10 protein-coding genes are annotated in these 15,016 nt (G+C 47.6%); 2 read left to right on the top strand and 8 right to left on the bottom strand.

Annotation, left to right across the window (positions count from 1 at the left end):
• Positions 1–8: 8 nt before the first annotated feature.
• From ACOJS8_RS16140 to rpe, 8 genes are all read right to left on the bottom strand, one after another.
• A complete protein-coding gene (locus ACOJS8_RS16140) occupies positions 9–1,784 on the bottom strand; it encodes a hypothetical protein (protein WP_420149575.1) in 1,776 nt (591 codons plus the stop codon).
• Positions 1,785–1,828: 44 nt separating this feature from the next.
• Positions 1,829–2,737 (bottom strand): transketolase family protein, encoded by a 909-nt coding sequence (locus tag ACOJS8_RS16135; RefSeq protein WP_420149574.1) that lies wholly within the window; start codon positions 2,735–2,737, stop codon positions 1,829–1,831.
• A gap of 50 nt (positions 2,738–2,787) precedes the next feature.
• Positions 2,788–4,770: an NAD-dependent epimerase/dehydratase family protein gene (locus ACOJS8_RS16130; protein WP_420149573.1), complete on the bottom strand. Its 1,983-nt coding sequence runs from the start codon at positions 4,768–4,770 to the stop codon at positions 2,788–2,790.
• Positions 4,771–4,873: 103 nt separating this feature from the next.
• A complete protein-coding gene (locus ACOJS8_RS16125; protein ID WP_420149572.1) occupies positions 4,874–5,710 on the bottom strand; it encodes a transketolase in 837 nt (278 codons plus the stop codon).
• A gap of 21 nt (positions 5,711–5,731) precedes the next feature.
• The gene (locus ACOJS8_RS16120; protein WP_420149571.1) at positions 5,732–7,585 is read right to left on the bottom strand and encodes a glycosyltransferase family 39 protein; all 1,854 of its coding nucleotides are present in this window, start codon (positions 7,583–7,585) and stop codon (positions 5,732–5,734) included.
• A 31-nt stretch (positions 7,586–7,616) separates the two neighbouring features.
• Entirely contained in the window at positions 7,617–9,638 is a 2,022-nt protein-coding gene (locus tag ACOJS8_RS16115; protein ID WP_420149570.1) for an OmpA family protein, read from the bottom strand.
• Between the two features lie 92 nt (positions 9,639–9,730).
• Positions 9,731–11,137: an alpha-amylase family glycosyl hydrolase gene (locus ACOJS8_RS16110; RefSeq protein WP_420149569.1), complete on the bottom strand. Its 1,407-nt coding sequence runs from the start codon at positions 11,135–11,137 to the stop codon at positions 9,731–9,733.
• A gap of 45 nt (positions 11,138–11,182) precedes the next feature.
• The gene (gene rpe, locus ACOJS8_RS16105; protein WP_420149568.1) at positions 11,183–11,854 is read right to left on the bottom strand and encodes a ribulose-phosphate 3-epimerase; all 672 of its coding nucleotides are present in this window, start codon (positions 11,852–11,854) and stop codon (positions 11,183–11,185) included.
• Between the two features lie 259 nt (positions 11,855–12,113).
• On the opposite strand from rpe, the gene ligA reads away from it, so the two are divergent.
• Both ligA and dapA read left to right on the top strand, forming a co-directional pair.
• On the top strand, positions 12,114–14,237 hold the full coding sequence (ligA, locus tag ACOJS8_RS16100) for an NAD-dependent DNA ligase LigA (RefSeq protein WP_420149567.1): 2,124 nt from the start codon (positions 12,114–12,116) through the stop codon (positions 14,235–14,237).
• Between the two features lie 55 nt (positions 14,238–14,292).
• Positions 14,293–15,016, top strand: a 724-nt coding sequence (gene dapA, locus ACOJS8_RS16095) for a 4-hydroxy-tetrahydrodipicolinate synthase (protein ID WP_420149566.1), incomplete at its 3' end; no start/stop codon positions are given.

The raw sequence follows: 15,016 nt of genomic DNA, 5'->3' as shown, positions 1-15,016 counted from the left end.
CCGGTCAATTACCAGTTTTTAGGACGCGACGTAGTGGGCGGCCCAGTCGACGTAAGCGTTTGATTGGTTGGATAAAGCTGACTACGGTTATCATTCGAAACCGTCAAAACATATAATTGATACGTACCTGCCTCCAGTTCGCTGGACAAAATATCGGTCCGGAAGCCCGTCGTAAATAACTGGCTGGGCTGAAACGACGCTTCTAAAGCAGATCGCTGGTTTTGATGAACCGGAAACAGATAAAGTCGTTTTGTTGAGCGAACTATAAGGTAGTTTCCAGAATCGCCTAAACCCTGGGCGGGCATTGTCGCATTTTGTATATCAAATCCAGTAGCTGTATTATGTATCTGTATAGGCGCAAGGGGTTGACTGGCAGAACCGTATAAAATTGGTAGGGCTTCGTGGTAGAAGGTGGACGCTAGCGTAGTATATTTACTTGAAATTGAGTCGATACGGACCACCGGTACATTCGTTGAATGGCTACCGTTGAACTGCATGGAGGTGAGCTTGTGCCGCCAAAAGACCGTTTCATCTAAAAAAGACAAATAGGAGAGACCCGCAAAGATAATTGCCCCGAGGGTTCCACTCACCATAAGCCATCGACCAGGACGCTCACTGAACGTAACGACAGCATACGTATAAAGCAAAGCCAGCAGGGTTAACGAGTAAGGTTTGTAGCGACTTGTCATTAATAAATCGATGCCAAAAACCGTTCGTGCCCAGGCTACGATGGCACCCGTCCCTAATATGAAAAGGGCACTGCTCCAAAAGAATAAGACTGGTGATGAAATCGTAGCAGCCTGCTCACTCGGCGCTTTAGGATTCAGAAGTTGCTGAGGGATGCGGATAAGCACTAGTCTGTTCATCCAGAGCGTCCATGCAAAAATGCTCAGTGTGGTTAGAACAAGTAGTCCACCAAGAACAATGCCAGCATTTAAAGTAGAACCAATTGGCACAACTTCGGCAGCAGCACCAATAAAAGCGAACCAACCTTTCAGCAGTTCATAAATACCTGGACGTGTATAGGTAATATCGCCGGGCTTCTCAAAACCGGTAAAATACAAGCCGACGACAACGGCCCCGGCAAGTAGCCAGCCCAGGAGAGGACGTAACCATTGCCAACTCGTTTGACGGTTCCGATACGTATCGGTTTGGAGGAGGATTAGCAGAAAACCGATGGGCCAGACTACTAGCCCGTTACCACTGGTGATGGTTGCTAATACAGCCGCAATTAGGGCTAACCCCCATTTGGTAGAATAACTAAGAAAGTAGAACGCTGCGATAATCCACAGGACGACGGAAAAGTTTTGCAGAGCAGCCATGCCCCAAAACATATTCTCCCAGTGCGATAGATTGAATAGCAGAAAGGCTACCGGTATGGCGTACAGAACTGGTTTGCTGGCCCGACGCAAGATGGCGATAAATACCAGTAATAAGCCGATCAGACTCAGATTGCCAACAACCATCAAATGCGTATAACTCAATTTGCCGAATAGCCAGTAATCCAGCAACGTAATGACGCGATCGTAAACGATTCGGTGTTCGTTATGCTGGCGAAACAACTGATGAATTTTTCCGGATAGGGTTGTTTCCTGATCAAAGAAAAACAGAAAACCACGTAGCGCGTGATCGTCCCATTTCGGAATATTGATGGCGTAAGCTTTCCAGAATATCCCAAATACCACAACAGGCAGTGCCACCAGCAAATAGCCCAATGCCGACTTGGTCCAACCGGAATTGCCTTCCCTGAACGGTAGTTGCCTGGACTCTGATTGCTGAGTCAACTGCGATTTGTTTGTTGTTGATAACAAAGGATAATCTCAGAAAATTAGTTTGTAAACGAGGCCAATTGCCGGGCAATATTAACCGGGTCAAGCCCTGATAACTGCTGGTGGTATTTTTGATCACCGTACAGACCGTTGGGATAGCCCTGCGCCGATAGGCTTACAAAATGACTCGGTGCTACTCCATCGGTAAGAAGTTTCACCGATAGCTGTTGAGCAAGTCCGCCAGTCGATACGTGTTCTTCAACAACCAACAACGGCTTACCCGCCCAGCGATGAGCTAAATCGGTAGGAAGATCGAGCGGCAGATTGGTTGCTGTATAAACATCAAACTGATTGGCCAATAAGTTATCCTGTAAGGCAGTCAGTACGTTAGCTGCGACGGGACCGAGCGCAACAACCGTTCCGACAGGCGTTTTGCTGCGAACAATGTGTTTAAATGAACCGTACGTTTCCGCACCATCAGGCGTGTTAGAACCTGCCCCTAATCGTAAATACGTCGGACGTGCCTCGGCTACGATCTGATCCAGCATGGGCGCTACTTCGTCGGCAAAAGCAGGAATATACGTATTGACATTCTGGAGGCTGCTCAGGCAAGCCAGGTCTTCAATCGCGTGGTGCGTACTGCCCATAATACCATAACCATAACCTCCGCCGTTTCCTACCAGAAAAACAGGCATTTTATGCAGACAAACGTCGTTGCGGAATTGCTCCAGGCACCGATATACGACAAAAGGAGCAATGCTGTAACAGAAAACTTTGTAACCCCGATACGCCATGCCCGCAGCTACGCCAACCATATTCTGCTCCGCTACGCCCGCATTAATAAAACGAGGTCCTAAAGCATCCTGTACATTTTCCAGTGCATTATAGCCCAGATCGCCAGTAATGAATACAATCTTCTCGTCTTCCCGGGCAAGTCGCTCAATGGCGGCTGAAAATTCCTTTCGCATAGTTATTATAGCCTGTTCTGCTGATGAAATGGCGGCTGGTCCGCTTTCGGTTACTTGTTTTTTCGCTGCTCAACCAACGTACTGATTTCGGCTGCGGTTTTGTACACTCGTTGCCCTTTACGCACCATCGTTCGGATAAATTTCGGTCGTTTTTTCGTCTCCTCAAATATCTTGCTGATATACTCACCCAAAAACGAGATACCCAGTAAATTGATGCCACCGAAAAACATTACCAATACAATAACGGTCGACAGACCATAAGGCGTATTTGGGTCGAAGTTGAGCAATCGGGAAAGGATCTGCCAGACAATCCCCAGCATGGATAGAGCCGTTAGGGCAAAACCAGCGTAGGTCATTAACTCCAGCGGAGCAAAGCTGAACGAAAAAATAGCTTTCTTGGCCCACCAGATGTTCTTAGTCCAGTTGTTGGTCGAGACGCCAAACATCCGTTCGGGCCGGACGTAGTTGACGCCAGTTTGTTTAAACCCAACCCAAGCCCGCAGGCCACGCAGAAACTGTTCCGTTTCAGGCAGGTTGACCAGCTCACGTACGACTTTCCGGTCAATCATCGAAAAATCGCCCGCATCGACCGGAATATTAATATAAGCGGTCCGCTTGAATAGCCGATAAAACTGCTTATAGAAAAAATGAACGTGCGGAGCCATTTCGCGCTGAACCCGAACGCCATACGTAACGTCGAAGCCTTGCTGCCACTTCTCGTAAAATTTCGGAATGATTTCGGGCGGGTCCTGTAAATCGCCATCCATCAATACGACGGCATCACCCGTTGCAATTTCCATTCCGCTCAAAAACGCTGATTGCGAGCCAAAATTACGGGAGTGTTTAATGGCTATTACGTTCGGATCTTTCGCGCAAATCTCGTTCAAAACCTCATCCGTATTGTCGGGCGAATTGTCGTTTACGAAAATAATTTCGTAACGTACCTTCATTTCGTTGAAGGTTTTCACCAGCCGCTCGTACATATAGGGAATCGCCTGAGCGTCCCGGTAACAGGCAATAATGGGCGAGATAACCGGATTAAGCGTAGGCGTTTGAAAAGCCGGAATGACCCGATTTTCGTAGTCGTGCGCGATCTGCCAGTCCGCCGTTTGCCGAAGACCGTCACTCAGCAACGTAGTGGCTTTCCAGCCGAGGTCGGCCTGGGCCGCCGTTGGGTCTCCATACCAGTCGGCCAGGTCCCAGTTGCGGTTATTCATGCTGCCCCAAACGGGTTCCTGCCGTATGCCGAACGTCTGACGCGCTACGTCGACAAGCTCACGCATGGTCGTTTTTTGCCCAGTGGCAATATTGTACGAGCGCCCCCGGATTTCGGCGTTGACACGTAGCGCAGCCTTCACAAACGCCCCGACGCAATCGTCAATATAAACGAAGTCGCGGCTAATGTCGGGTGAAACCAGCGGAGGAAGCTGCCCTTTCCGATTTTCTTCAACCAGCCGTGGAATGAGCCGATCCGGTTCCTCCCAACCTCCGTAGATAGAATACAGTCGTAAATTAAGCGTATTGAGTTTGTGGACTTTGGCGTAATAGTCGAGTGTGTAGGCGGCTGATACTTTCGAAACCGCGTAGTGACTGTTTGGCTCTACAGGGTCCGTTTCTTTCGGGGCCGTACAGTTAAAACCATACTCCGAACTACTCCCGGCATGAATATATACCATGTCGGAAGAGCAGTTTTCAAGGATGTTGACAGTGCCTAATACGTTGGTCTCGTACGTAAGCCCCACATTTTTCTGTTTACTGTAGGCTCCATAAGCCGCCAGATTGAAAATGGTCTTCGGCCTAATTTTACCAAAAACGTCCTGTACGGACGTAGTAGAGAGAATATCGCAGTGAATAATGTTCTCTGCCGGTACGTCTAAAAGCTTAAGTCGCCAGGCTTTCGTGGCATCGTGCGTCAGCGCATAAACGTCCTGGCGAATACGGAAAAGCTGCTCGAACAGATTGGCTCCGATGAAGCCGCTAGCCCCAAAAATGACGATGGGGCCATTAAGTTGTGTAATATCAGAAGGTAGCAAAATGGGATGCAGACTGATTCATTCAGGCCGCAATATTACGGCAAAAGGCTTGGATATGACGTATAAGTAGCCAGTTTTATAGGAAAGGATGAGCGAACGGTAGCTAGGATTGAGCCTCATGAGCCAGTAAATACCGCTCGTTAACGTCAGCCTTAGCCTGCTCATACTGCGCTTCTGTCATGGGCAAATAGTGCCATTCGAGCTGATTTTCCATGTAGGATACGCCCTTGCCTTTCACGGTTTTGGCAATAACAACTTTGGGTTGCCCGTTTCGTTTTGCCGGATCCGTCAACTGGTCAATGATCACCAATACGTCATCTACGTTGTGCCCATCTACTTCGATGGTTTCAAAGCCGATGGCTTTCCAGGTCCGTATGTCGGCCGTATCGCCCAGTACGTCGGCTGTCTTTCCAAAACCCTGCAAACCATTTTTGTCGATTAGTACAATCAGATTGTCCAGCTCATTCTGAAGAGCAAAATGAGCGGCTTCCCAGGTCGTACCTTCGTTGGTTTCGCCGTCAGACATGAGGACAAACACGCGGGAATCATCACCCAGTAATTTTCCCGCCTGAGCGATGCCGGTTCCGATTGGTAAACCATGCCCCAGCGAGCCAGTTGCAAATGGAATGCCCCGATGCTGATTAGGCGCTGGGTGTGCCGGTAACGTAGTGCCGTTATGATAGTACGTTGCCAATTCCTCATCAGAAATTTCGCCTAAGTGATTTAAGCAAGCGTAGAGCGAGGCAGCCGCGTGGCCTTTCGATAACAGAAATGTATCCTGCTCGCGTTTACGTAGAACAAGGGCGGCAATCATCAGATCTACACAGCTCAGCGAGCAACCAATGTGGCCAGCATGCGCCTTGTGGTACAAGCTCAGTATTTTAAGTCTAAGTTGGCCCTGTAGGGCTTGGAGATCCGTGATTTCGGAAGCTGAAGTCATGGCTGTTGATGGGAATGAGGCTTAATCACCGTAGCGGTAAGTGTGGCCTTGAAAATCAAAAATAGTAATTTTTTCGCCGGAATTTCCTTTCACCAGTACAATCCGATCTGGCTCGTTAGGATCAACCCGCTGAATATACTGAGCATCTTTGGGCAAATAGATGTTCACGGTTTGGGCGTCGATGAGTGTAACGGGAGAATACGTTCTATCGTTCTTCTCCGACATAATAGGCCGTTCTTTATTCGGATATAGAACCGTATCGCCCGGTGTGTATAATTCCTTTATCCGTTGGGCAGAGGTCCAGAAAGGGTTAGCTATTCGTGGTTTATCGAACGATGGGTATTTGTCGGGTCCGTCCGCATAAATAGATCCAAGTAGCTGAATAATATGGAATGCCTGAATACAAAGCACGGCTATGATTGGCAAACTAAACCAACGCTTTATTTTGGGGAGCTGATAGAGTCCCATGGCAACCAGAATACAAACGTATGGAAACGAGAATCCTGAGTAACGTTGGGTGATGCCGTATGTGTGCCCCGAACGCCAGGCCATAAATAGTAGAAATAGCGTCGGAATAAAGGTCAGCAGCAAGAGTAACGTAGTAACCTGTTTTTGATTAGCGTTTGTATTGTCAGTAATAAATCGGCCAATCAAATAAATAAATGGAAAAGCTCCTGATAAAACGAGTAAACGTATCGGCGTTACCGTATAAAAAGGTAACCCTGCCAGTAGAAGTATCGGAAAAGCTACACAAACCCATATTGGTGGTTTGGAAAAGGAATAATAACGATGCATGAGCACAGTGGCGGCTAATCCTAAACCTAACGCAGGCAATGAGTTACGCAGGCCCAGCAACTGATTTCCTAATCCGTTTGTAACAATCAGTAAATCTGAAAAAATTGGGATAGCACGCCGGGTGATATTCGGTAACGTAGCGGGCAAAATAAGTCCATATCCATTCCCCGTAGGGTTGCTGAGGGCAAGGTTTCTGTAGAAGTTCTTCTGATCTTCCAGAATGTAAAAGGTGTATTTGCCACCTCCAAAAATGAACCACAATGAAACAATCCCTAAGCCAAGAGCGGCAACAGTCCCCAGCATAAGCCAGGCTCGTCCGGTACGTAGGTAAAGCAATGCATAAAGACCATGGCACAAAAAAACGGTAATCGTTAAATAATGCGATAATAAAGCCAGCACAAAGATTGATCCATAGGCCAGATAGAGCAGCATTAGCGAAGGACCTTCGATACGTGACAAATGCGGAGAGCGTACCCGTTCTAGGATTAGTAAAAACAAATGCGTAGCCAGTAATGTCAGAAAAAAAGACATCGAATAATTACGGGCAACGTGGCTGAAGGAAACAAAAAACGGCTCGATGGTAGCAACAGCAGCACTTAATAATGCTAACGTATCGACAGAGGAGCTGTTGAGCGAAGAAAAACCAACGGAGCCACTACCGCCCATACGTGAACCTGGTTGAAGATGTCGGCGAACAAAGATAAAGAGTAGCCAAACCGTTAACGTACTGAAAATCACAGACGGCATACGTAGCGACGCATCACTCAGCCCGAAAATCTTTAACCAGAGCCATACCACAGCGTAATAGGCCGGACTGTTGCCAATGTCGCCCCGAATGTTGGCGTCTATGAAGTCATTGATCGTTTTGGGCTTCCAGAATTCGGCCGGTGTGAAGTAAGGTTTACCAAAAACATCCCGTTGGTTCGATCCTTCTAAAGCAACACTCTGACTGATCAGCAGTGTCGATTTTTCGTCGAAATAGATACTGTACGTACCAACACGATACAGGCGAAGACAGAAGGCCAGCACCAGTAAGGCGCCTAGCAAAAACAGGGTATTGCGAGATAATGGGGCAGACATTGCGGCAAAACTACGTGCAAAATCCGGGTTCTCATAGCTTTAGAATGGTGAACTCTACTCTACGGTTCAGAACGCGCTTCTCTTCCCGGTCGTTACTGGCTTCAGGTCGGCTTGCGCCCAGCGCTTTTGTTCGGATGCGATTCGGAGCGATACCTTTCCCGGTTAAGTAGGTTTTGACAACCTGTACGCGATCTTCAGAAAGTTTCATATTTAGTCCCCAATCCCCTTGATTATCAGTATGCCCTTCTACTAATAATTCCATAGCTGGATGCGCTTCCATTACGCTCACAATTCGGTCCAGCTCTTCATTCGCTCTCAGGGATAAAGTTGACTGACTTTGCTGAAATAGTATTTCCCTAAGAACGATCTTTTGTCCCGAATCAACCTTTGTTACATATAGGTTGTGGCGAATCTCCCGGAAACGCTTCTCATTACTCAGGTCAAGTATTTCGGTCGTGGGCAGGTAACCCTCTTTAACGGCTTTCAATACGTAACTTTTCTGAGTTGGCAGAATCAATTTATACTCGCCCGTCTCAGGACTGTACGATACGTTGGCTACTTCCTTCTGCTCGTTAAACAGATTGGCTACTACAGAAGCGGCAATGGGTTTTTTAGTCGTAGCGTCAAGAACCTGGCCCGATATAATCGCTACGGCGTCGGGCTTAATTGCCGGATATAACTTCAGCCGGAAAATATCATCTTCTCCAAAAGAACCCGCTCGTGAACTCAGATACGCATAATCACCAGCGGCTGGAATGGTAAAATACCCATCCCACTCGGCCGTGTTAATGGCAGGCCCCAGGTTTTCAGGTTCACTCCAGTTCGTCCAGGAATCATCGAGTCGGCGGCTAACAAAAATATCGCCATTGCCATACCCCGGATGGCCAGCCGATGTAAAGTAGAGTGTTCGGCTATCGGCTGCCAGAAACGGCGAACTTTCTGAATCAGCTGTATTCAGTACGTTACCCAGTGATACGGGTTCCGACCAGGTATTCTCCCCGGTTTGCCGCGAAATGTATAAGTCGCGGTTGCCCCGCGTGTCTTTGCGTTGCACCGCTAAAATAATGGCACGGCCATCGGGAGAGACGCAAAATTCCAGCTGATTTTTTTCGTGGAGATTATAATTGTTGGGAATCCGACACTCAGCAGGTTGTAGCCAGCCGGTTTTGGTACGTACTGATTTGGAGATTCCAAAAGATAAACCGCCGTCAGGTCGGTAAACGTTGATTAGATAAGCTGTGCGGCCATCGGGCGCCATGCCACTGATGGCATTATCGCCACTATTATTGATGGGGGAACCAATATTGATAGCTTCACTCCAGCCACCAGGTTGCAGTGTCGAGTACCAAACATCCTGCCGGTCCGGTGACCCCGTATTCGCTTTATTGAAATTTCGGGTGAAATAAAGGGTTCTGCCATCAGGCGAAATAACCGGAGCAACTTCCTGGCCGGGAGTATTAACGGTTTTTCCGAGGTTTTCCTTCTTAATATCTTTAGGCGTGTCTTTGGAGACATTGATACCAACCGATGCGGGTTTAGTATCTTCCAGAATACCTATCGCATCGATCTGATTAATGCCTTTTAGTGCAAAGCCGTTGATAATAACCTTGAGTTGAGCGCATAGAAATTCGGCATCTTTGGGAAAAATACGTAACAATGGGTCGGTTCTTTCCTGAATACCAGGAGCCTGATAAACCAGATGCTCAGTACCTTTCTCGTCGAAAGCGATGATACGTATTACGGCGCCCGGATTAACGTTTTCAGCTACAATAATCTGCCGTGGACGTATCGGCCTGGCAAAACCAACATGAATCCATTCATCGGCGGTTCCGTCGGCTTGCTGAGGTGACCAGGCGCAGGGACTCTCGCCCAGAGCCGGTACTTTGCTGGGTGAACCTAATGCCTGCGAGGCTTTGTACTGTTCTCCGCTGGTGCCTCCGCTCTTTTCTGATGATACGTTAACGACGCGACTTGCCCATTGGATTGATTGAGCCTGAACAAATGGACCAATCGCTGTTACCCAAAAAACGGACAAGAAGACTCCAGCTCGCATAAACAATGAAAAATAAGCAGTTTATGGATCGACAAGAGAAACTGCTACAATCCTAACGTAGTTAGATGGTTAGGTAATGTAGCGAAAAGCCATTAATTCGTCAAGACTCGGTAAGCCCATGCGGGCACTGTTACGTTCATTGATGGCTTTACTTCTACGGACTGATGATTAAAGACTTCGGTATACACCCCCGCAAAACCAGATCCTCCCAGCGTAAACGATTGAGTTGTGTCACTCAGGTTTAGTATAACAATTACGCGGTCGTTGTCGCGCTGCCGGTAAAAAGCGTAGATTTTATCGTCATGATTGGTCGAAATTTTTACAGCTTTCCCGCCAGCCAAACCATTCCAAAGAGCCCGGTTGCGATGTTTAAGGGTTAGCAGTGCTTTAAAGAAGTCGCTTTTGCCATAGTCGCCCCAGTTGATTGTGTCCTTTTCAAAAAAAGCCAGCCGTTTGTTTAAATTGGATTCCATTCCATTATAAACCAGCGGCATTCCCTCGAGTGTGCTGGTTAAAACAACAAATGCATCCGCTCCCGGGCCAAATAATTCGGTTAACGTACCATTGTTGGTATTCTCATCATGATTTTGAGTGAACAGCATCTGGTAATACCATCTCGGGAAACGCTTCTGGTTTGCTTCACGTAGCGAATCTATTTTGGTAGCGCTTGTGCCACCTTTAGCTACGGCCCGCAGCATATTATTCATACTCCAGCCGTAGTTCATATTGAAGCAACTGCTAAACTGACCGGGCTCATCTTCCCATTCGGCCAGCATGAATACCGTTTTGACCTTGTCTAACTCCGGCCGGACTTCAGTCCAGAAATCGTTTGGAACAAATCCGGCAACATCGCAGCGGTACCCGTCAATACCGCATTCCTTCACCCAGTATTGCATGGCATCGACCATGGCCCGGCGCATGTCAAGGTTATTATAATCCAAATCAACAACGTCAGTCCAATCGGTAGGCTTGCCTGTTTTCGGATCGAGTGGCGAGGTCATCTTCCCGTTTATTTTCGTGTACCAGTCCGGGTGTTCTTTAGTCCAGACGTGATCCCATCCCGTGTGATTGGCCACCCAGTCCAGAATAACGTGCAATCCTAAGGCATGAGCCCGGTTGACAAGCGATTTAAAATCAGCGAGCGTACCATAATCAGGATTTACAGATTTATAATCCGCAACAGCATAAGGGCTGCCGAGTGTTCCTTTCTTATTTTTTTGGCTAATTGGGTAGATAGGCATCAACCAAATGATATCCACACCCATTTCCTTCAGGCGTGGTAGTTGTTCCTCAATGGCTTTAAAATTACCAGCTGATGAAAACTGGCGCGTATTAACTTCGTAGATCGTTGCGTTCTGAGCCCATTCAGGGGCTGGCGGGGCTTTTGTTGCAGTCGTATCCGCTGCGGATGTTTGGGTGCCGTCTTCCTTTTTATTTTCACGACAGGCCGTTGCCGCCAGGAGTAAGCTTAACAGAACGACCAGATAAGATTTTTTCATGCAACGATGTGTGCTGATTCAGTAAATGTTACGGATAAGGAAGTGCTAGACTTCCATGGGTTGACGGCTATTTTTCAATTGCCGGATAGCTTCCAGAGGATCATGCGCGCCAAAAACAGAACTGCCTGCTACCAACGTATCGGCTCCGGCATCGAGTAAGGCTGAGGCATTGTTCAGGCCGACTCCGCCATCGACTTCAATCCGGGCCGACGATCTGTTTGCAATTAACAGCTGTTTTAATCTTTTAATTTTTGGGAGTGTGCGCGGAATGAACGATTGACCACCAAAACCAGGATTAACGGACATGATCAGAACAACGTCAATTTGCTCCAGTACGTCTTCCAATCCAGTAATGGGCGTATGTGGATTAAGGGCAACCCCAGCCTGACAACCCAGCTCGCGGATACGGGAAAGGGTCCGGTGCAGATGCGTACAAGCCTCATAATGCACATGAATTACCTCTGCTCCTCCTTTCGCAAAATCGTCGAGATAACGATCCGGCTGTTCGATCATCAAGTGCACATCCAGTGGCTTCTGACAATGGCGCCGAACAGCCTCCAGAATAGGAAAACCAAATGAAATGTTTGGGACAAATTCGCCATCCATTACATCGAAATGAAGGTAATCGGCCTCGCTTCGGTTAATTAATTCCAGCTCGCGTTGAAGATTGGCAAAATCAGCCGCGAGAAGAGATGGAGCTATAAGAGGTCGGTTCATGGTCAGCGGTAGCACCATATGGCAGCCAATTGACTGATTAAGACAGCTTTATTGATGAATAAGTTGGAAAGGCCCAACTTTTTATTCTGTAAAACTAATATTTTTTTGCATGAACCAGGAAACAACCCCAATATTACCTACTGTTTAAATACTAGCTGATAGTCTATCCAGTTGGTTACTTCTACCAGAGTCTGACTATCAAATTGGTATCAAAAATAAACTATTTGTTTGCCACTTGCTTACTGATTATCTTGATTTTATGACATCCCAGGAACGTATTGCGGAATTAACTGACAAGCTGAATTACTATAATTATCAGTATTATCAGAATAGCGTTTCGGAAGTAGATGATTTTACGTTCGATCAGCTACTGGCCGAATTAACTACTCTCGAAAAACAGTATCCTGAATTTCGGCAGCCCGACTCGCCCACTGTCCGGGTTGGCGGCACGATTAGTAAAGAGTTTGCAACGGTCTACCATCGCTTTCCGATGTTATCGTTGGGAAACACCTACTCGGAAGAAGATCTGGTAGAGTTTGATAAACGCGTTCTGAAAGGATTAAACGGCCAGCCTTATGAGTACGTCTGTGAGCTTAAGTTCGATGGGGTTGCCTTAAGCATGACCTACGAAAATGGCGTGCTTGTTCAGGGGGCAACGCGTGGCGATGGAGTCCGGGGTGATGACATCACGAATAATATTCGTACGATACGTAGCGTGCCACTCAGGATTGAAAAACAGCGATCGTCGGGGGCAGGGATTGCCGCGTCGGATGTACAGTACTCTCTTGACTTTCTGACTTCGCAATCCTTGCCCCCGGCAATCCCTGCTCTTTTTGAAGTTCGAGGGGAAGGATTTTTGCCGCTAGCCGAATTCGAACGTATCAATAAAGAGCGCGAAGATATTGGAGAACCTTTGCTTGCAAACCCGCGTAATGCCGCTTCGGGTACATTCAAACAGCAGGATTCTTCGGCGGTTGCCAAACGCCGGCTCGATTGCTACGTCTATTCATTTCTGTCCGATCCGGAAGTCTTTAAAACCCACGAAGAAAGCCTGATCGCCCTGAAACAGTGGGGCTTCAATGTTTCCCAAACGTGGCAGAAATGCGCAAACATCCGTGAGGTGATGCACTACATTAATGAGTGGGAAACAAAACGTTTTGAACTCCCCTTAGCAACGGATGGTATTGTTATTAAAGTAAATCGGTACGACCAGCAACGCGAATTAGGTTATACTGCCAAAAGTCCACGCTGGGCGATTGCGTTTAAATATAAAGCACTGGCGGCCAGTACCGTATTGAACGGTATACAATATCAGGTCGGTCGTACTGGAGCCGTCACTCCTGTTGCATTACTGACGCCTGTACTGCTGGCCGGAACGGTTGTGAAACGCGCATCACTGCATAATGCCAACGAAATCGAACGGTTGGGTGTGCAGCTAAATGATACTGTTTTTGTGGAGAAAGGCGGGGAAATTATTCCGAAAATAACGGGTGTTGATCTGAACCGACGTACCGACCAAAATCAAGCCATCATTTACCCAACAACTTGCCCGGCCTGTGGTACACCATTAATACGAAAGGAGGGTGAAGCGCATTTCTATTGCCCGAATGAACGGGGCTGCCCTCCGCAGCGACAGGCCCGGTTCGAGCACTTCATTCAGCGTCGGGCGATGAATATCGAGAGTCTTGGCGAAGGTAAAGTTGAATTGCTTATTGAGCGGGGGTTAGTGGACACACCTGCTGATCTTTATAAACTGACCAATGACCAGCTTTTAGGAATCGAGAAAATTTTTGCTGATGAAGAAACAGGGAAAAAACGAGTGGTCAGTTTTCGCCAGAAAACGGTTGATAACATTCTGACCGCCATCGAACGCTCAAAAGCGCAACCATTCTCAAATGTATTGTTTGCGTTGGGAATACGTTACGTAGGAGCTACTACGGCCGAAAAACTGGTCGATTACTTTGGTTCGATGGATGCTATTATGGATGCTACTCAAGAGCAATTGTTAGCCGTGCCAGACACGGGGCCACGTATTGCCGAGAGCGTAGTTGCCTGGTTTGCTGATGCCTACAACCGCAGTTTTGTCGAAGGTTTGCGAGAGGCTGGTCTGCAATTTGTGGGCGAACGAAAAGTGGTTGAGCCCGAAGGCGATACGTTGGCCGGTAAGACCTTCCTCTATACCGGTACGTTCGTCAACTTCAGTCGCGAAGAACTGGAAAACCGGATTGCGGCCAACGGCGGAAAACTCGTTAGTGGCGTTTCTAAAAAACTGAACTATCTGATCGTTGGCGAAAACGCGGGGCCGTCGAAGGTTGAAAAAGCGCAGAAACTTAACGTGACAATAATTAGTGAAGACGAGTTTCTGGCTATGCTGGAAATATGAGTATTTCCCGGCTAAATTCCTGTAACTTTGTAGACTTACATTCCCGTTTCCAATAATGGACACCAGATTTCACGGCGTAGGTGTTGCGATTGTAACCCCTTTCAACGCCGACCATACTATTGATTTCGACGGCTTTGGCCGCGTCATTCGGCACATCTCGGATGGAGGAGTGCGTTACGTTGTTCTGCAGGGTACCACCGGCGAATCGCCGACGGTAACTAAACAGGAAAAAGCTCAGCTCCTGCAGTACCTTAAGGAAAATAATCCTAAGAAGCTTCCCATCGTGTTCGGCGTAGGGGGCAACGTAACGGCTGATGTTGTTTCGGGGATGAAGAATATTGATTTTGAAGGTGTTGACGCCATTCTGTCTGTCTGTCCTTATTACAATAAACCGGGTAAACGTGGTGTTATTGAGCACTTTACGCGCGTTGCCGATGCGAGTCCGGTTCCCGTCATTTTATACAATATTCCTTTCCGGACGGGTATCAACATGACTGCCGAAACGATCTGCGAACTGGCTCAGCATCCGAACATTATTGGCGTAAAGGAAGCCTCCTGCGTGATTGAACAATGCATGGAAATCGTTCGTGACAAACCCGATGATTTTCTGCTCATCTCCGGCGACGACGTACAGGCTGTTCCCATTATCAGCATTGGTGGGGTAGGCGTAATGTCGGTCATTGCGAATGCTTTCCCGGCGAAATTCTCAGGAATAATCGAAGCGGCTCTGCAAGGGGATTTTGCTTTTGCGCAAAAAGAACTAGGACATTTCTTACGTA

The organism is Spirosoma sp., from assembly GCF_048594605.1.
Classification (GTDB): domain Bacteria; phylum Bacteroidota; class Bacteroidia; order Cytophagales; family Spirosomataceae; genus Spirosoma.
This window is presented reverse-complemented; position numbering and strand designations above follow the sequence as displayed.

Bases quoted from the DNA above. Each gene is read 5' to 3' on its own strand.
- ACOJS8_RS16120 (WP_420149571.1), bottom strand. From the start codon at position 7,585: ATGTCTGCCCCATTATCTCGCAATACCCTGTTTTTGCTAGGCGCCTTA.
- ACOJS8_RS16135 (WP_420149574.1), bottom strand. From the start codon at position 2,737: ATGCGAAAGGAATTTTCAGCCGCCATTGAGCGACTTGCCCGGGAAGAC.
- ACOJS8_RS16125 (WP_420149572.1), bottom strand. From the start codon at position 5,710: ATGACTTCAGCTTCCGAAATCACGGATCTCCAAGCCCTACAGGGCCAA.
- rpe (WP_420149568.1), bottom strand. From the start codon at position 11,854: ATGAACCGACCTCTTATAGCTCCATCTCTTCTCGCGGCTGATTTTGCC.
- ACOJS8_RS16115 (WP_420149570.1), bottom strand. From the start codon at position 9,638: ATGCGAGCTGGAGTCTTCTTGTCCGTTTTTTGGGTAACAGCGATTGGT.
- ligA (WP_420149567.1), top strand. From the start codon at position 12,114: ATGACATCCCAGGAACGTATTGCGGAATTAACTGACAAGCTGAATTAC.
- ACOJS8_RS16110 (WP_420149569.1), bottom strand. From the start codon at position 11,137: ATGAAAAAATCTTATCTGGTCGTTCTGTTAAGCTTACTCCTGGCGGCA.